The 17,979-nt window shown below is 74.4% G+C and carries 14 protein-coding genes and 1 pseudogene; 2 read left to right on the forward strand and 13 right to left on the reverse strand.

The window, feature by feature from the left end:
* Positions 1-23 precede the first annotated feature (23 nt).
* The gene (gene eda / locus ACIQAK_RS02350) at positions 24-674 is read left to right on the forward strand and encodes a bifunctional 4-hydroxy-2-oxoglutarate aldolase/2-dehydro-3-deoxy-phosphogluconate aldolase (RefSeq protein WP_366388177.1); all 651 of its coding nucleotides are present in this window, start codon (positions 24-26) and stop codon (positions 672-674) included.
* An 11-nt stretch (positions 675-685) separates the two neighbouring features.
* Here eda and ACIQAK_RS02355 read toward each other — a convergent pair whose 3' ends face one another.
* The 4 genes from ACIQAK_RS02355 to ACIQAK_RS02370 are packed head-to-tail and all read right to left on the reverse strand — an operon-like array spanning position 686 to position 4,363.
* A complete protein-coding gene (locus ACIQAK_RS02355; protein WP_366388176.1) occupies positions 686-1,465 on the reverse strand; it encodes a sulfite exporter TauE/SafE family protein in 780 nt (259 codons plus the stop codon).
* Between the two features lie 17 nt (positions 1,466-1,482).
* Positions 1,483-2,787: a bifunctional RNase H/acid phosphatase gene (locus tag ACIQAK_RS02360; RefSeq protein WP_366388175.1), complete on the reverse strand. Its 1,305-nt coding sequence runs from the start codon at positions 2,785-2,787 to the stop codon at positions 1,483-1,485.
* Positions 2,787-3,530, reverse strand: coding sequence for a C4-type zinc ribbon domain-containing protein (locus ACIQAK_RS02365; RefSeq protein ID WP_366388604.1), 744 nt, complete (start codon positions 3,528-3,530; stop codon positions 2,787-2,789). The genes ACIQAK_RS02360 and ACIQAK_RS02365 overlap by 1 nt, the downstream gene beginning before the upstream one ends.
* A complete protein-coding gene (locus tag ACIQAK_RS02370; RefSeq protein WP_366388174.1) occupies positions 3,527-4,363 on the reverse strand; it encodes a Nif3-like dinuclear metal center hexameric protein in 837 nt (278 codons plus the stop codon). The genes ACIQAK_RS02365 and ACIQAK_RS02370 overlap by 4 nt, the downstream gene beginning before the upstream one ends.
* Positions 4,364-4,551: 188 nt before the next feature.
* On the opposite strand from ACIQAK_RS02370, the gene ACIQAK_RS02375 reads away from it, so the two are divergent.
* Positions 4,552-5,817 (forward strand): hypothetical protein, encoded by a 1,266-nt coding sequence (locus ACIQAK_RS02375; RefSeq protein ID WP_366388173.1) that lies wholly within the window; start codon positions 4,552-4,554, stop codon positions 5,815-5,817.
* A 366-nt stretch (positions 5,818-6,183) separates the two neighbouring features.
* On the opposite strand, the gene ACIQAK_RS02380 is transcribed toward ACIQAK_RS02375, so the two are convergent.
* The 9 genes and pseudogenes from ACIQAK_RS02380 to ACIQAK_RS02420 all read right to left on the reverse strand — a co-directional run bounded on the left by ACIQAK_RS02380 (position 6,184) and on the right by ACIQAK_RS02420 (position 17,757).
* Positions 6,184-6,717: an SDR family NAD(P)-dependent oxidoreductase gene (locus ACIQAK_RS02380; protein WP_366388172.1), complete on the reverse strand. Its 534-nt coding sequence runs from the start codon at positions 6,715-6,717 to the stop codon at positions 6,184-6,186.
* 34 nt (positions 6,718-6,751) lie between these two features.
* On the reverse strand, positions 6,752-7,828 hold the full coding sequence (locus ACIQAK_RS02385) for a Zn-dependent alcohol dehydrogenase (protein ID WP_366388171.1): 1,077 nt from the start codon (positions 7,826-7,828) through the stop codon (positions 6,752-6,754).
* Between the two features lie 48 nt (positions 7,829-7,876).
* Complete coding sequence (locus tag ACIQAK_RS02390; protein ID WP_366388170.1) at positions 7,877-8,731, reverse strand: MaoC/PaaZ C-terminal domain-containing protein; 855 nt, start codon at positions 8,729-8,731, stop codon at positions 7,877-7,879.
* A 211-nt stretch (positions 8,732-8,942) separates the two neighbouring features.
* Positions 8,943-10,424, reverse strand: coding sequence for a DHA2 family efflux MFS transporter permease subunit (locus ACIQAK_RS02395; protein WP_366388169.1), 1,482 nt, complete (start codon positions 10,422-10,424; stop codon positions 8,943-8,945).
* Positions 10,425-10,512: 88 nt separating this feature from the next.
* Positions 10,513-11,442: pseudogene (locus ACIQAK_RS02400) on the reverse strand (thiolase C-terminal domain-containing protein).
* A 163-nt stretch (positions 11,443-11,605) separates the two neighbouring features.
* Positions 11,606-12,841, reverse strand: coding sequence for an FAD-dependent oxidoreductase (locus ACIQAK_RS02405; protein WP_366388168.1), 1,236 nt, complete (start codon positions 12,839-12,841; stop codon positions 11,606-11,608).
* The gene (locus ACIQAK_RS02410) at positions 12,838-14,286 is read right to left on the reverse strand and encodes an FAD-dependent oxidoreductase (RefSeq protein WP_366388167.1); all 1,449 of its coding nucleotides are present in this window, start codon (positions 14,284-14,286) and stop codon (positions 12,838-12,840) included. Before ACIQAK_RS02410 ends, ACIQAK_RS02405 begins: the two co-directional genes overlap by 4 nt.
* A complete protein-coding gene (locus ACIQAK_RS02415) occupies positions 14,283-16,388 on the reverse strand; it encodes a molybdopterin-dependent oxidoreductase (protein ID WP_366388166.1) in 2,106 nt (701 codons plus the stop codon). The genes ACIQAK_RS02410 and ACIQAK_RS02415 overlap by 4 nt, the downstream gene beginning before the upstream one ends.
* Positions 16,378-17,757, reverse strand: a complete 1,380-nt coding sequence (locus ACIQAK_RS02420) for a nitrate/nitrite transporter (protein WP_366388165.1) — start codon at positions 17,755-17,757, stop codon at positions 16,378-16,380. The genes ACIQAK_RS02415 and ACIQAK_RS02420 overlap by 11 nt, the downstream gene beginning before the upstream one ends.
* Positions 17,758-17,979 lie beyond the last annotated feature (222 nt).

Here is a 17,979-nt window from a genome sequence, read left to right on the forward strand (position 1 = left end):
GTCGGCGCGGCAGGATGGTCCTTATGACCTCCTCCTTGCCGCCCTCCGCCCCTTCCGACACCTCCGTCCTGGACCTCGCCCCCGTCGTCCCCGTCGTCGTCCTGCACGACGTGGCCGACGCCGTCCCGCTGGCGCGGGCACTGGTGGCGGGCGGACTTCCGGCGATCGAGGTGACCCTGCGGACGCCCGCCGCGCCGGAGGCGATCCGGGCCATCGCCGCCGAGGTGCCGGGCGCGGTCGTCGGTGCGGGGACGGTCATCTCGCCGCAGCACGTGCGGGGCACGGTCGAGGCGGGGGCCCGGTTCCTGGTCAGCCCGGGGTGGACGGACGCGCTGCTGGAGGCGATGCGGGAGTCCGGGGTGCCGTTCCTGCCGGGCGTCTCGACCACCTCCGAGGTGGTGGCCCTGCTGGAGCGCGGGGTGAGCGACATGAAGTTCTTCCCGGCCGAGGCGGCAGGCGGCACCGGCTATCTCCAGGCGCTGTCCGCCCCGCTCCCCCAGGCCCGCTTCTGCCCGACCGGCGGCATATCCCTCACCTCCGCCCCCTCCTACCTCGCCCTGCCGAACGTGGCGTGCGTGGGCGGCAGTTGGATGGTGCCGGGTGATGCGATCGCGGCGAAGGACTGGGACCGGGTGGCCCGGCTGGCGGCGGAGGCGGCAGCGCTCGGCGCCTGACCCACAGGACGTCAGCGCACGGTCTGCACCGCGTAGAGCCCGCCGACACCCAGCGCCAGCACCCCCAGCAGCAGCCGCAGCGCCGTCTCCGGGAGGCGGGGCTGTAGGCGGGCGCCCAGGTATCCCCCGCACAGGCCGCCGAGGCCGCAGGCCAGGCCGAGCGACCAGTACGGGGCGATGTCGCCGGTCGTGGTCAGGGAGAGCAGCGCGTACGTCCCCGCACCCACGACCGAGGTCACGAAGGTGGCGGCGAGCGCGGCCGGGGCCACCCGCGCGACCGGCATCCCGCGCCCGACCAGGATCGGGCCGAGGAGCGAGCCGCCGCCGATCCCGTAGATCCCTCCGGCGACGCCGACGGCCATGGCGAGGCGGGTGATGGCCCGGGGTGAGGGCTCGCGCGCGGTGGGCGATGCGCGGTGCAGCGTACGCAGGCAGAGCCAGCCGCCCAGCGGGAGCAGCAGCACCGCGATCAGCAGCCGGAAGACCGAGGGGCCCGGCACCGCGAAGACCCGGATCACCGCGCCGACGACGACCCCGGGGACGGTGCCGAGGACAAGCAGCCGGGTCAGCGGGCCGCGCAGCCCGCCGCTCCTGTGGTGCCGCAGCAGGGCACCGGGGCCCGCGACCACGTTGTAGAGCAGGTTGGTCGGGGTGACCGCGGGGCTGGGCACCCCGAGCACGCTGACCTGGACCGGCAGCAGGAACACCGCCCCCGACACCCCGACCGGGGCGGTCGCCATCGAGATCAGCAGCCCGGCGGCGAACCCGAGCAGCCCGGTCGACCAGGTCATCGTGGCCCTGGTTCCCGCTAGCGCAGGTGCGAGGTGTCGTTGAGCAGGCGTACGGAGGCGTTGCCGTCCCCGTAGTACGCGACGGTCGAGATCGAGGCCGCCGACAGCTCCATCCGGAACATCGACTGCGCCGGGGCCCCGAGCGCCAGCCGGACCAGGGTCTTGATCGGGGTCACATGGGTGACGACCAGGACCGTGCGGCCCGCGTACCGGGCGGTGAGGCGGTCCCGGGCGGCCGCGACCCGGTCGGCGACCTGCGTGAAGCTCTCGCCGCCGCCCGTCGGCGCGGTGTCCGGGGAGGCGAGCCAGGCGGTCAGGTCGTCCCCGTACCGCTCGCGCACCTCGCCGAAGGTCAGCCCCTCCCACGCGCCGAAGTCGCTCTCGCGCAGGCCGTCCTCGATGCGGACGTCCAGGCCGAGGCGGTCGGCGACGGCCCCGGCGGTCTCCCGGCAGCGGCGCAGCGGCGAGCTGACGATCTCCTGGACGGTGCCGAGGGCGGCGAAGTGCGCGGCGGCCCGGGCGGCCTGGTCGCGGCCGGTGGCGGAGAGTTCGGGGTCGGTGCCGCCGCTGCCGGAGAACCGCTTGTCGGGGGTGAGCAGCGTCTCGCCGTGCCGGAGCAGGACGAAGGTGGCGGGTGCCCCGAGGTCGGGGGCGGCGGCCCAGCCGACCTGCGGGGTGGGGGCGGCGGTGACGTCGGTGGGCTCGGGCTCCCCCACGGCGCCGGCCGGGAACAGCGTCTGGTCCTGCGGCGCCGCACCACGGGCGGCCGCCAGCGCCGCCCGGGCCTTCGCCGCGCCCGCCGCCGCGTCGCCGGGCGGACCCTGGACGGGCAGCGGGGTGCGCGCCGGGGCGTCCAGCGCGGCCGTGGAGGCGAACGCCTGCCACGGCCGGCCGTCGCGCCCCGCGTCCATCGCCTCGTTGGCGAGCCGGTCCGCGTGCTGGTTCCGCGCGCGCGGGATCCACTCGTAGGTGACGCAGGACGGCGGCAGCAGCGCGGCGGCCCGGGCCGCCAGCGGCTTCATGTCGGGGTGCTTGATCTTCCAGCGCCCCGACATCTGCTCGACCACCAGCTTGGAGTCCATCCGGACGTGGACCCGCAAGGCGTCCCCGGCGTCCGGGAACAGCGCCTTCGCGGCCGTCAGTCCGGCGATCAGGCCCCGGTACTCGGCGACGTTGTTGGTGGCGACGCCGATGAACTCGGCGGCCTCGGCGAGGGTCTCGCCGGTGGCCGCGTCCAGGACGACCGCGCCGTAGCCGGCGGGCCCCGGGTTGCCCCGGGAGCCGCCGTCGGCCTCCACCACCAGGGGGCGGGCGACGCTCATTACAGGCCCGACTCCGAGGTGCGCACCAGGATGCGGTGGCAGTTCTCGCAGCGCAGCACCGTGTCGGGGGACGCGGCCTTCACGTCGTTGACCTCGGTGATGTTCAGCTCCAGGCGGCAGCCCTCGCAGCGGCGCTGGTAGAGCCGGGCGGCGCCGACCCCGCCCTGCTGGGCGCGGAGCTTGTCGTACAGCTTGAGGAGGTCGGCGGGGATGACCTCGGCGACGACCTGGCGGTCCTTGGTCACCGTGGCGGCCTCGGCGTCCAGCTCGGCGGTGGCGGCGTCGCGGCGGGCGGTGGCGTCGTCGACCTTGGCCTGGACGGCGGCGACCCGCTGGGTCAGCTCGGCGACCCGCTCCTGGGCGGCCTCGCGGCGCTCCATGATCTCCAGGACGACGTCCTCCAGGTCTCCCTGGCGCTTGGCGAGCGAGGTGATCTCGCGCTGGAGGCTCTCCAGGTCCTTGGGCGAGGAGACCGCGCCGGAGTCCAGGCGCTGCTGGTCGCGGACGGCGCGCTGGCGCACCTGGTCGACGTCCTGCTCGGCCTTGGTCTGCTCGCGGGTGGTGTCGCTCTCCTCGGTGGTGGAGGCGACCAGCAGGTCACGCAGCTGGGCGAGGTCGCTGCTGAGCTGCTCGATCTCGGCGTGCTCCGGCAGCGAGGTGCGCTTGTGGGAGAGCTGGGCGAGACGTACGTCGAGGGCCTGGACGTCGAGGAGTCGGATCTGGTCGGCGGGCGCGGCGTTCAGTTGGGGGCTCCAGAGGAATGGTGGGTGGTCCAGGGGTCGGTGACCTGCTTCGAGACATGGACCCGCAGGTCCCATCCGTGGCGGTCGGAGTGCGCGTCGAGCTGCGCGGCCGCCTGCTCGCACCAGGGCCACTCGGTGGCCCAGTGCGCGGCGTCGACCAGGCCGAGCGGCGAGTGCTGCACGGCCTCGGAGGCCGGGTGGTGGCGCAGGTCGGCGGTGAGGAAGGCGTCGACGCCCGCGGCGCGCACGGCGTCGAAGAGGCTGTCGCCGGAGCCGCCGCTGACGGCGACGGTGCGCACGAGCGCCTCCGGGTCGCCGGCCAGCCGGATGCCCTGCGCGGTGGCGGGGAGCCGGGCGGCGGCGCGGGCGGCGAAGTCGGCCAGGGTCTCGGGGTGGTCCAGCTCGCAGATCCGGCCCAGTCCGCGCCGGCCGTGGGGGTCGGTGGCATCCGGTACGAGGGGTCCGGTGACGCGCAGGTCCAGGGCGCCGGCCAGGGCGTCGGAGACACCGGGGTCGGCGGTGTCGGCGTTGGTGTGCGCGACGTGGAGTGCGATGCCGTGCCGGATGAGGGTGTGGACGACCTTGCCCTTGAAGGTGTCGGCGGCGACCGTCGTCGTCCCGCGCAGATAGAGCGGGTGGTGGGTGACGATCAGCTGGGCGCCGAGCTCCAGGGCCTCGGCGGCGATGTCGTGGACGGGGTCGACGGCGAACAGCACCCGGTCGACCTCGGCGTCCGGGTCGCCGCAGACGGTCCCGACCGCGTCCCATCCCTCGGCCCGCTCGGGGGGCCAGAGGGCGTCGAGGGCGGCGATGACTTCAGACAGACGGGGCACGGGGGAAAGGCTACCTGCCTGGCGTGGTCCGCCGCCCCTGGCCGCCCGGGTCCATCCTCACCAGCACACCCGCCCCCTCCGCCTCAGGAGAATCCGGGCATCACCACCCTTATGTGTGAAGTGAGGTGGCACGTGTTGTCCGGCTGGACGTGCGAAAACTAGCTTGCGTAACCGGAGGTGACGAGTCCATGACTGCCTGTGCCATCGAGGGCGGAACCGCCGGGGCCGCCACGACGGCGGACCCCGGTCCGGAGGGGTCCGGCGATCCCGGGCAACCCGCCGGGACGGGGGCGACCGCGCCCGGCCCGCCCGGCGCCCCCCGTGCGCCCCGCGACCCCGCGACCTTCACGCTCACCGCGGACGGCGCCTACGGGGCCCGGCTGACGGCGGCGCCCGGCGCCCCGGGCGAGCAGCGCGCCTGGTACCCGGAGCGCTGGACGCTGGACGGGCCCGAGCCCTACGCCGTACCGCTGCCGCTCAACCAGCCCGAGGAGCCGGACGCGCAGGTGGTGCCGCTCGCCGACGGGCGGGTGCTGATCCGGCGGCGGGTGGCGGACCGCCAGATGTTCTCGCTGCTCTACCCCTCCGGGCCCGCCACCGGCGAACTGGCCCTCGGCGCGGTCGAATGCGCCGGGATGACGCTGCTGCCGCCCTCACCGGACGGGGCGTGCGTGTACGCCCTGTCGGCGGGCGACCACTCCTCACTGCTGTGGCTGGTGGCCGGCGGCGCCTTCGGGCCGGAGCTGGTCGCGGAGATCCCCGGGCACTGCTCCGGCGGGGTCTGGCTGGACCGGGCGGGCCGGATGCTGGCCCTGGACCGGCGGCTTCCGGGCGGCGGGCCGGTCAAGGCGGTCGCGGTGGACCTGGGACGGAACGGCGAGGTGACCCCGCTGCTCCAGATCGCGCCGGAGAGCGATGACCGGCTGCTGCTGGCCGACGCGGACAGCGGGCTGCTGCTGCTCCGCTCCGACGCGCCGGGCCACGACCGGCTCGGCTGGGGCGTGCTCGGCAGCTGCCTGCCGGTGCGCTTCCCGGAGTGCCTGCGCCCGGCGGATGTGGCGGTGACGCCGTTCGCGGTGCAGCCGGGGCAGATGCTGATGCCGGAGAGCTGCGCCGTCGCGCTGCGCGTCGACGGGGCGGCCGGGAGCTGGGTGGGGGTCTGGCGTCCGCGGGGGCGGCGGCTGCACCAGTTCGCGGCACCCGGGGGCTGGTCGGCGGGGGCCGGATACTGGAGCCGGGACGGGGTGCTGCGCCTCCCGTACGCGACCGCGTCGACGCCGTGCGGCGTGGCACTGATCGAGGCGCCGGGCGAGGCGGAACCGCCCCCGGAGGCGGGTGGCACGGACGCCGACGCGAGCGGAAGGGAACCGTCCGCCGCTGTCACCCGTCCGGCCGGGTGCAAGCCCGTTCCGCTGGGGCAGGCGCCTCTGCGCCAAACGGCGGCATCTGACTAGACTCGGGGCCCTTGAGCTGCGCAGCCGTACCGGGCGGGGGCCGACGGTGACCGCGTCGGACGGCGGAGGCGGGGCTCGCGAACACGTATGTGCGACACAGGTAAGCGATCACAACGGGGTGACTTCCCACATGTCTGAAGCCCGAACCGACACCACCACGCCGCGTACGCCGGGGGGCGACGCGGAGGGGACCGGAACCGGCGGTTCCGGAAGGCACCGAGGGGGTGTGTCGATGGAGAACACGTCGGTGCAGCCGCATGGGCGCCACCGCAGGCCCGCCGAGGAGGAATCCGGGGCGGCCTGACCCGCGAGCGAACGGGACGGGCCCGGTACGGCGGACAGCCGTACCGGGCCCGTCCCGTCCGTTCACGTCCCGCTTCCCCGGTCTCTCCTGAGACCCAGCACCTCGGCGGCGGCGAAGGTCTCACCCCGCGGCCGGTCCGCGTAGTAGGGGGTGAGCAGCTCGTCCAGCTCGCCGAAGGTGAACGTCTCCTTCGCCGCGTCGAACGTGGCCGCCACCCTGGGCCGTTCGACGACCGCGACCATGCCCCCGTGCACGACGAGCAGCTGCCCGTTGAGGATGCCCGCGTTGTTGACCAGGATGTCGAGCTTGCCGTACGTGGAGAGCGCCAGGTCGACCAGTGCGCGGGCCTGTTCGTGGTCGGATACGTCTCCGTTGTGGGCGGTGGCCCGGCCGCCCGCCGCGCGGATCTCGGCGGCGACCTCCTCGGCGGGCGCGGCCGACGCCTCGCCCGAGCCGTCGCGGCCCGGTTGCCCGTAGTCGTTGACGACGACCGCGGCGCCGAGCCGGGCCAGTTCGAGGGCCTCGGCGCGGCCGAGGCCGCGGCCGGCGCCGGTGACGATCGCGGACAGCCCGGCCAGCGGGAGGGGAAGTGACATCACGGTCCTCGGCTTCCTCGGGTGCGGGCGTCGGTCAGAGCTCGACGCAGGTACGCAGCGACTCCCCGGTCCGCATCTGGTCCAAGGCGTCGTTGACCTCCTCCAGCCGGACCCGGTGGGTGATCATCGATTCCAGGTCGATCCGGCCCGCCCGCCAGAGCGCGATGGCCCGTTCGTAGGAGCGCAGCACGTCCCCGCCGCCGTACATCGAGGGCAGGATGCGCTTCTCGTCGAAGAACAGCTCGAACATGTTGACCTGGAAGTGGTCGTCCATCGCCCCGGCGCCGACCACGCAGAGGGTGCCGCCGCGGCGGGTGTTGTCGTAGGCGGTGCGGGCGGTGGCGGACTTGCCGACGACCTCGAAGACGTAGTCGAAGCCCTCGCCGCCGGTGACGCGCTGCTTGGCGTCGGCCAGTTCGTCCGGGGCGAGCGCCTCGCTGGCGCCGAAGCGCAGGGCGGCCTCGCGGCGGGAGGCTACCGGGTCGACGGCGACGATCTGGGCGGCGCCCTGGACGCGGGCGCCCTGGATGGTGGAGATGCCGACGCCACCGCAGCCGATCACGGCGACCGACGAACCCGCCTCCACCTTCGCCGTGTTGATGGCCGCGCCGAGGCCGGTGGTGACCCCGCAGCCGATCAGGGCGGCGATCTCGAACGGTACGTCGTCGGGGATCGGCACCGCGCAGCCCGCGCCGACGACGACCTCCTCGGTGAAGGTGCCGGTGCCCGCGAAGCCGAAGACGTCGCCGCCGGGGCGTTTGAAGTTGGGGGTGCCCGCGTTCATGAAGCCCGCCAGGCACAGCTGGGTCTGGCCGCGCTTACAGGACGGACAGGCCCCGCAGGCGGGCAGCCAGCAGACGAGGACCCGGTCGCCCGCGCTCAGGCCGCTCACCCCGTCACCGACGTCGAGGACCTCGCCCGCGCCCTCGTGGCCGGGGATGAAGGGGGCGGGCTGCGGGAGGACGCCGCTCATCGCGGAGACGTCGGAGTGGCAGAGCCCGGTGGCCCGGATGCGGAGTCTGACCTTTCCCGGGCCGAACCCCACCGCCTCGACGTCGTCGAGGACTTCGAGCTTCTCCTGGCCTGTCTCGTGCAGTACGGCTGCGCGCATGGGTGGGTCTCCCCTCACATCGTCAGGTGGATCAGGGTTCCGGTGTGCTCAGGAGTGTTCGACGAGCGTGTCGGCGAGGACCGGTGCGTCGTCCCGGTCGGCGGCGGTGACCGTCACCTGGACGCGGCCGTCCCCGGCCCACATCCGGATGCGGAGCCGCTCGCCGGGGAGGACCACTCCGGCGAAGCGGGTGCGGTAGGCGGCGATACGGGACACATCGCCGTCCAGCAGGGTGTCGGTGACGGCTTTCAGGGTCATGCCGTAGGTGCACAGCCCGTGCAGGATGGGCCGGTCGAAGCCGGCCGACCTGGCGAAGGCGGGGTCCGCGTGGAGCGGGTTCCAGTCCCCGGAGAGGCGGTAGAGCAGCGCCTGGTCCTCGCGGACCGGGCGCTCCACCGTGCGGTCGGGGTCGCGGTTCGGCGGGGCGAGGCGGTCGGACGGCCCGCGCTCACCGCCGAACCCGCCTTCCCCCCGTACGAAGATCTGGGCGTCGTTGGTCCACAGCGGCCCGTCGTCGTCGCCCGCCTCGGTACGCAGCACGATGACGGCGGCCTTGCCCTTGTCGTACACCGCCGCGACCTTCGAGGTCTGCACCGCCCGGCCGGTCACGGGGATCGGCCGGTGGACGCGTACGGACTGCCCGCCGTGCAGGACGGCGGCGAGGTCCACGTCGATGCCGGGCGCGCCCATCCCGCCGAACGCGGCCGTGCCCGCGCCCGCCACGGTGGCGAAGCTGGGCAGCACCTGGAGCCGGGACTCCAGGGTGTAGCGCAGCTCGTCGGGGTCGGTGGCGGGGGTGCCCGCGCCGAGGCCCAGGTGGTAGAGCTGGACGTCCTTGTGGTTCCAGGCGATCTCGGCTCGGCGGGGGTCGGCGGCGAGGGCCGCTCGGGCATCGATGGGCATGGCGAAGCCGCTCCTAGACGGTGGGAGACCTCGGTGCGGCTGTCCGCACCGCCGACCGCACCGAGGCCGTGCGGGGACCGGCCGGGCGCGTCCCGCTAGAACGCGTTCTAGCCGATGGCCCATGTATAACGCAGCGCCCGGGAGTTGGGAAGACTACTGACGCCATGTCAGATGCGGGATGGGCAACGCGGGGTGGCTCCCCGTACGGTGCTCAGACCCGCTCCTGCGCCTCCACCTTCGCCGCCCGCTCCGCCCGTACGCGGGGCGTCCGGTGGTTCGGCAGCCACACCAGCATCACCAGCACGCCGACCAGCAGCACCCCGCACGCCGTACGGAACGCTGCCGCGTACCCGGCGGTGACCTCGGCCGCCTCGACCGAGCCCGCCGTCCGGGCGGCGGCGACGGTGGACAGGACCGCGAGGCCGAGCGCGCCGCCCATGGTGCGGGAGGTGTTGACCAGGCCGGAGACGAGTCCGGCGTCGCCGGAGGCCGCGCCGGAGGTGGCGAGGGTGGCCAGCGGGGTTGAGGCGAGTCCGGCGCCGGCCATCATCAGGACGCCGGGCAGGCAGATCGCGGTGAGGTAGGAGCCGTCGACGCCCATGGTGGACTGCCAGCCGAAGCCCGCGGCGGTGATCAGCACCCCGGCGACGGCCAGGCTCTTGGCTCCCGTACGGACCATGAGCCGAGGCGCGATCTTGGAGCCGAGGATGACAGCGGCCGAGGTCGGCATCAGGGCGAGGCCGGCCTGCAACGGCGTGTAGCCGAGCACGTTCTGCGCGTAGACGGTCATGAAGTACCACATGGAGAAGGTCGCCGACCCCATGAGGAACATCGACACGTTGGCCGAGGAGACCGCCCGTACGCCGAACACCCGCAGCGGGATCAGCGGAACCGCCGTCCGCGCCTCGACCAGGACGAACGCGGCGAGCAGCACCGCTCCGGAGAGCAGCGGCACGAGGGTGGCGGTGGCCGTCCAGCCCTGGGCCTCGGTCTGGACGATGCCGTACGCGACGGTGGCGAGGCCCGCCGTGACCAGGACGGCGCCCAGCAGGTCGATGCGGCGGCGGTCGCCCGCCCGGCCCTCGGTGATCCACAGGGCGGCGGCGATGAGGACGAGGGCGCCGATGGGCACGTTGATGAGGAGGACCCAGCGCCAGGAGAGGGCGTCGGTGAGCACCCCGCCGATGAGCCCGCCGGCCGCGCCGCCGCCCGCTCCGACCGCCATCCAGGTCGCTATCGCCTTCGTCCGGGCGGGGCCCTCGGGCACGGCGGCGGTCAGGATGGTCAAGGTGGCGGGGGCCAGGACGGCGGCCCCGAGCCCTTGCGCTCCACGGGCCGCGAGGAGCTGCCAGTCCTCCTGGGCGAGACCGCCGCCGAGGGAGGCGGCCGTGAAGACGCCGAGCCCGACGAGGAACATCCGCTTGCGCCCGTAGATGTCGGCGGCCCGCCCGCCCAGCAGCATGAAGCCGGCGAACGCGATCGAGTAGGCGTTGACGACCCACTGGAGCGCGGCTGCGCTCAGCCCCAGGTCGGCCCGCATGGAGGGCAGGGCGACGTTGACCACGGACACATCGAGGACGACGAGGAACTGCCCCGTGCAGGCGGCGAGCACGACGGCCCAGGCGCCGGTGGGTATGCGGGAGCGGGCGGTACGGGGGGACGCGGGTGCGGGGACATCTGCCATGCCGGTCATGGTCGCAGGTGCCGCCCGCCCCGTACATCGGGTATCGGGCGGAGATCCCGGACCCGGGGCCTACGTCCGAAGTCCCGCCCCGGCCGCCTCACCGCCGCAGCAGCGTGACCATCGCCGCCCCGCCGAGCCCGATGTTGTGAGCGAGACCGGTGCGGGCGCCCGGGACCTGGCGCGGGCCCGCCTCGCCGCGCAGCTGCCGGGTCAGCTCGGCGGCCTGGGCGATCCCGGTCGCGCCCAGCGGGTGCCCCTTGGAGATCAGCCCGCCCGACGGGTTCACCACCCACCGCCCGCCGTAGGTGGTCGCCCCGGACCACCAGCTCGCCGGACTCGCCCTCGCCGCAGAGGCCGAGCGCCTCGTAGGTGAGGAGTTCGTTGCCGGAGAAGCAGTCGTGCAGCTCGATCACGTCGAGATCCCCGGGGCCGAGGCCGGAGCTCTCGTAGACCTGCCGAGCGGCGGCCCGGGACATCGGGGCGCCGACCGCGTCGACGCAGGTGCCGGAGGCGAAGGAGGCCCCGGTGTCGGTGGTCATGGCCTGGGCGGCGATCTCCACGGCCCGCTCCCCGAGGCCGTGGAGCTCGACGACGCGAAGCCGTGGGCGGCGGCCATGATCCCGTAGTGCCGGGCGACGGGCGAGGCCGCGAAGTCGCCGCCGGCGTCCGCGCCGCCGCCGAGCGACCCGCGCGCCATCTTCTCGAAGCCGACCGCGAGGACGCAGTCGCCGCCGCCGCCCTCGACGAACTGCCGGGCCAGCATCAGGGCGGTCGAGCCGGTGGCGCAGTTGTTGTTGACGTTGTAGACGGGGATGCCGGTCAGACCCAGTTCGTAGACGGCCCGCTGTCCGGCGGTGGACGCCTGGAAGCAGTAGCCGACGGGGACCTGCTCGACCTGGTCGTAGCGGACCCCCGCGTCCTCCAGTGCGGCGGTGCCCGCCTCGCGGACCATGTCCCAGTACTGCCAGTCACAGGTCTCGGGCTTCTCGAACTTCGTCATGCCGACGCCGACGATGTAGGCCTTCATCTTCCGACTCCTCTCCACGTTCCCGTGGTCGGTCCCGGGGCAGGCCGAGAATCCGCCGGATACCGGTCGGGCCCTCCGCGCCGGCCACCCCCGGTGCGGATCCTCGCCGGCCGCAGCCGCTGGAACTGCGCAAGAGTAGAACACGTTTCAATCCGATGGAAGGTCAGGGGCGACGGGCGTCGACGCCGGCCGCCCCTGCGGCCAACAGGAGTTCGGCGGGGGCGGTGAGTTCGCGGCCGAGCAGGGAGCGGAGCACCGCGTAGCCGGCCGTGTCGCCGGCGAGGACTCCGCCGAGCAGGGTCCGGCCGTCCGGGGCGAGGACCAGCTTTCCGTACGTCCCGGCGGCCCGGTCCTCCCGGACGAACTCCACGGCCCCCTCGGACCGGGCGTGCACGTCACCGAAGCCGGCCACCTCCACGCCCAGGACCTTGAGTTTCGCCGACATGTCCGCGCCGGGAAAGGCGGCGGCCGGGGAGCCCAGCAGCTGACGCGCGACCGCCTCCGCCATGCGGTGGCCGGGTGCGGCCAGGCCGTAGCAGCGGCCGAGTACCGCCGCGCACTCCCCCACGGCCCACACGTGCTCGTCCGCCGTACGGCACCGCTCGTCCACCAGGAACCCGCCGCGCCCGGCACGTTCGAGCCCGGCGGACCGGGCCAGTTCGTCGCGCGGTCGTACCCCGGCGGCGAACACGACCGTGGAGGCGGGCAGTTCGGTGCCGTCCGACAGCGTCACCGCCCGCACCCGGCCGTCGGGGCCCGCGTGGAGCGAGGCGAGGCCGCGACCGCAGTGCACGCCCACCTCCAGCTCGCCCACGAGCCGGGCGAGGACCCGGCCGCCGCCCTCGTCGACCTGGAGGGGCATCAGGTGCGGGGCCATCTCCACCACGTACGGCCGTGCTCCGAGCAGGCGCAGCGCCCGCGCGGCCTCCAGCCCCAGCAGGCCGCCGCCGATGACGACGCCGGGCTCCCCGGGTCTCACGGCGGCACGGAGCGCGTCGAGGTCCTCGATCGTGCGGTAGGTGAAGCAGCCCGCGAGGTCCCGGCCGGGCACGGGCGGGACGAACGGGCGGGAGCCGGTGGCCAGGACCAGTGCGTCGTACTCCAGGACTGTGGAGTCGGCGCAGGTCATGGTGCGGGTGGCGCGGTCCAGGTGGACCGCTCTCGTGCTCAGTCGCAGGTCCACCAGCGGGTCGGCACGCAGCCGGGGCGTGGTGAGGTCGAGGTCGGCGGCGGTCCTTCCGTCGAGGTAGGAGGAGAGGGAGACGCGGTCGTAGGCGGGCCGCGGTTCCTCAGCCACCACCACGATCCGCCACCGGCCCGACCGGTCGCCGGACCGGATCTCCTCCACCAGCCGGTGACCGGCCATCCCGTGGCCGACGACGACCAGGACGCGGGTCATGTCCGCAATCCCTTCACGACGGGCGGGGCGACGGCCGCGTTCATAGCCGGGCCCCTGCACGACGCGGCGGCCGTCTCGCAGATGCGGCGGACGACCTCCGTGCAGGTGCCGCAGCCGGTGGTGGCGCGGGTGGCCGCGGCGATGGCGGGCAGGTCGCGCGCGCCCTGCCGCCACGCCTGGCGGAGGTCCTTCTTGGTGACGTGGTTGCACTGGCACACCACCGCCGTGTCCGGGAGTACCGAGGAGTTCGCGTACTCCGTGTCGGTGCCCAGCAGCAGGGCGAGCCGGTCCGGGGGCACCGGACGGTCCTCGGTGTACAGGCGGCCGACGGTGGCGACGGCCCGGTCCAGGCCCACCAGGACGCCGGCCCGCACCCGGCCCTCGCGCAGCACGAGGCGCCCGTAGCGCCCGCGGGCCGGGTCGGACAGCACGACGTGCTCGTCCTGGCCGCCCGGTGCGTGCAGCGCGTCCGGCGGGCCGAGGACGGCGAGTGCGGGCAGCCGGGGCCGGACGACGTGCCGGGCGGCCCGGCGGCTGCCGTCGGCGCCGCAGAGCGTCCGGGCCAGCGCGTCCGCCTCGTCCCAGGCGGACTCCAGGGTGCCGTGGTCGCGGCCGGCGGCCTGGGCGCAGTCGCCCAGGGCGTAGATGTGCGGGTCGCGGGTGCGCAGCCGGTCGTCCACGACGACGCCGTGGCGGACGGCCAGGCGGGCGGTGCGGGCGAGCGCGGTGTCGGGCGCGGTGCCGGTGCACAGCAGCGAGGTCCCGGCGGCCAGCAGCCGTCCGTCGTCCAGGACGACCTTGCCGGGTTCCACGGCGACGACGCGGCGCCCGGTCTCCGGCACCACACCGGCCTCCCGGAGTGTGGCCGTCACGAGGGCCCCGGCCCGTCCGTCGAGCAGCCGGTGCATCGGGTGGCCGCCGGGATGGACGAGGGTGACGTCATGTCCGGCGCGGCCGAGCGCGTACGCGGTCTCGGTGCCGCGCAGCCCGCCGCCGACCACGACGACGGGCCCTTTGGCGACCGGCCGGGCGCCCGGGAGCGTGTACGGGACCCGGAGGCCGGGGGCGCGCCGGTCGCCGGCACCGGCCAGCCGCGGCAGGACCGGCCGGGAGCCGGTGGCCAGCACCAGGATGCCGTAAGGGTGTTCGGCGCCGTCCTCGCTGCGGACGAGGCGGCGGTGCGGGTCCACCGCGGTGATCCGGATACCCGTGCGGACCTGCACGTCTTCCGGGAGCGGGGCGAGCGCGAGCGCCTCGGCGGGCAGGGTGCCGTCGAGGACGGAGAGCAACTGGGCCCGCTGGTAGGCGGGTCGCGGTTCGGCACCGAACACGGTGACGGGTCCGCGGTGGCCGTGGTGGCGCAGCCGTTGGACCAGGCGGTGGGCGGCGGGCCCGTAGCCGATGACGGTGACGGCGCTCGTGCCGTCGGCGGCGGTCGCGCTCATGCCTGCCGCTCCTGCCAGGGCTCGACGCGTACCGCGCACACCTTGAACTCGGGCATGCGGCTGACCGGGTCGAGGGCCGGCCCGGTCAGCAGGTTGGCCCGGCCTGCCCCCGGGAAGTGGAACGGCAGGAAGACGGTGTCGGTGCGCAGGGTGTGTACCAGGCGGACCCGGGCGATCGTGGAGCCGCGCGCCGAAGTGACCTTGGCCAGGGCGCCCTCGGTCAGCCCGTAGTGGGCCGCGGTGCCGGGGTGGATCTCGACGTGCGTCCCGGGTGCGGCGGCCAGGAGCTCGGGGACGCGGCGGGTCTGGGCTCCGGACTGGTACTGGGCGAGCACCCGGCCGGTGGTGGCGTGGAGCGGGTAGTGGGCGTCGGGTGTCTCGGCGGCGTCGCGGTGCTCCACCGCGGCCAGGCGGGCCAGGCCGTCGGCGTGGGCGAACCGGTCGAGGAAGAGCCGGGGCGTGCCCGGGTGGTTCCCGCCGGGGGCGTCCGGGCAGGGCCAGTACAGCGCCTCTCCGGCGTCGAGCCGTTCGTAGCTGATGCCCGCGTAGTCGGCCCGGCCGCCGCTGGAGGCCTGGCGCAGTTCGTCGAAGACGGTACGCGGCGAGACGGGAAAGCGATGGGCGGGCTGTCCCAGCCGCACCGCGAGGCCGTGCAGGATCTCCAGATCGGTGCGGACGCCGGCGGGCGGGGTGAGGGCGGCCCGGCGGCGCAGGACGCGTCCTTCGAGGCTGGTCGTCGTGCCGTCCTCCTCGGCCCATTGGGCCACGGGCAGGACCACGTCCGCGAGTTCGGTGGTCTCGGACGGCACCAGATCGGCCACCACCAGCAGGTCGAGCGCCGCCAGGCGCCGCGCGACGTGGGCGGCGTAGGGGGCCGAGACCACCGGGTTCGAACCGAAGACCAGCAGGGCTCGCGGTCCGCCGGGCGTGCCCAGGGCGTCCAGGAGCTCGTAGGCGCTGCGGCCGGGGCCGGGCAGGGACGCCGGATCGACCCCCCAGACCCCGGCGACGTGGGCCCGCGCCGCCGGGTCGGTGATCATGCGGTAGCCGGGCAGCTGGTCGGCCTTCTGGCCGTGTTCACGGCCGCCCTGGCCGTTGCCCTGGCCGGTGAGGCAGCCGTATCCGCTGCCGGTCCGGCCGGGCAGGCCCAGGGCGAGGGCCAGGTTGATGAAGGCCGCGGTGGTGTCGGTCCCCTTGCTGTGCTGCTCCACTCCGCGCCCGGTGAGGAGGTAGCGCCGGCCGGCTTCGGCGAGCATGCGTACGGCGGTCCGCTGGTCCTCGACGGGGACGCCGGTGACCTGCTCGACGCGTTCGGGCCACCAGGGCAGGGCGTACCGCCACGCGGCGTCGATTCCGGTGGTGCGGGTGTCGAGGTACTCCTTGTCCAGGTGGTTCTCGGTCACCGCGAGGTGCAACAGGCCCAAGGCGAGGGCAAGGTCGGTACCGGGGGCCGGCTGGAGGTGCAGCGCCGCCTGCTCGGCGGTGCGGGTGCGGCGGGGATCGATGACGATCAGCCGGGGGCGGACCAGATGCCGCATCAGCGGGGGCATGGTCTCGGCCGGGTTGGCTCCGGCCAGCAGGACGACGTCGGCGTCGCCGAGGTCGACGACGGGGAACGGCAGGCCCCGGTCGAGGCCGAAGGCGGCGTTGCCGGCGGCCGCGGCGGAGGACATGCAGAAGCGGCCGTTGTAGTCGATCTGGCTGGTGCCGAGCGCGACCCGGGCGAACTTGCCCAGGGCGTAGGCCTTCTCGTTGGTCAGGCCGCCACCGCCGAACACTCCCACGCCATCGGGGCCGTACCTCTCGCGCACCCGGTCCAGGCGCGTGACGACCAGGTCCAGGGCCTCGTCCCAGCCGGCCGGGACGAGATCGCCGCCGGGCTCCCTCACCAGGGGGCGTCGCAGCCGGTCGGGGGCGGTGAGCAGGGCGGGGGCCGTCCAGCCCTTCTGGCACAGTGCGCCTCGGTTCACCGGGAAGCCGGGGGACGGCTCCACCTCGGCGCTCGGCCCGTTGGGGCGCAGCAGGGTGCCGCACTGCAGGGCGCAGTAGGCACAGTGGGTACTGACCCCGGCCCCGGGGCCCCGCGCCCGGTCAGCGGACATGGGAGGTCCGGGGGCGGGCCGGGCGGGGGGCCGGGGGCGCGGTGCGCTCGCGGTGCAGGTAGACCCGCAGGAGGATCAGCACGCACAGGGCGTAGAAGGCGAGGAAGCAGAGGAAGGCGGTGTCGCCGCCACCCCCGTCCTGGTACGAGGCCCGGAAGACCAGGTTGACGGCGACGCCGCCGAGTGCGCCGACGGCCCCGGCGATGCCGATGACCGCGCCCGAGACCCTCCGTGCCCGGGCGAAGGCCTGTGGAGCGCCGGCGCCGGAGGTGATGGCCTCCTCCGCTTCCCGGGCGAACACGGCGGGGATCATCTTGTACGTCGAGCCGTTGCCGAGGCCGCTGAGGACGAACAGGAGGGTGAAGCCGGCGACGAACAGGGCGAAGGAACCGGCCCGGGACGCGATCAGCAGCACGCCGGTGCCCCCGGCGAGTCCGGCGAAGGTCCCTACCGTGACGCGGGCTCCGCCCCACCGGTCGGCCATCCTGCCGCCGAACGGCCGGGCGAGGGACCCGAGCAGGGGGCCGAGGAAGGTGACGGAGGCGGCTTCCAGCGGGGTGGACCCGAACTGGCTCTGCAGGACGAGGCCGAAGGCGAAGCCGTAACCGATGAACGAGCCGAAGGTGCCGATGTAGAGGACGGATATCCACCAGGTGTGACGGCTGCCGGTGGCCTCGCGCAGAGCGCTCGGTTCCGCGCGCACGGCATCGACGTTGTCCATCCGCAGGGCCGACAGCACGGACACGATCACGATGAGCGGCAGGTAGAAAGCGATCACGTACGAGGGGTGGGTGTTCCCGGCCGTGGCGATGACCAGCAGGCCCAGTATCTGGACCACGGCGACGCCGAGATTGCCGCCGCCCGCGTTCACGCCGAGCGCCCAGCCCTGGTGCCGCTGCGGGTAGAAGATCGTGATGTTGGTCATGGAGGAGGCGAAGTTGGCGCCTCCCACGCCCGCCGTGGCGCCGATCAGCAGGAACACCCACAGAGGGGTTCCGGGCCGCTGGACGAAGACGAAGGCGAGGACCGTCGGCACGAGGAGCACGCCGGAGGCGAACACCGTCCAGTTGCGTCCGCCGAAGCGGGTCACCGCGTAGCTGTACGGCAGCCGCAGCACGGCCCCGACCAGGGTGGGGACGATCACCAGCAGGAACTTCTCGTCGGGGGCGAAGTCCAGGCCGATCTCGGGCGACATGAACAGCACGAGCACCGACCACATGCTCCATACGGAGAAGCCGATGTGTTCGGACAGGACGGATATCACCAGGTTGCGGCGGGCGGTCCGCCGGCCCGCGCGTTCCCAGAACTCCTCGTTCTCCGGCTCCCAGTCCTGGATCCACCGTCCGGAGGCGGACCGTCGGGTCTTCATGTCCGTGGGGTCTCCTGTGTCGGAGGGGTGTGGCTCAGCGTCCTGGAGATCCTGGCGATCACGGCGCACGGGGGTCAATCACGCCCCTGCTTGTTCGTCACGTCGCGGAATCACAGGCGGCCCGTCCCGTCACCGTGGGGGCTGTGGCGCCCCCGCCGGGAGCACCGGGGGCAACGTGCGGCACGATGGAGCGCCGTCGTAGGCAGATCCGTCGCCGTGAGC

Source organism: Streptomyces sp. NPDC088706 (genome assembly GCF_044752765.1).
GTDB lineage: Bacteria > Actinomycetota > Actinomycetes > Streptomycetales > Streptomycetaceae > Streptomyces.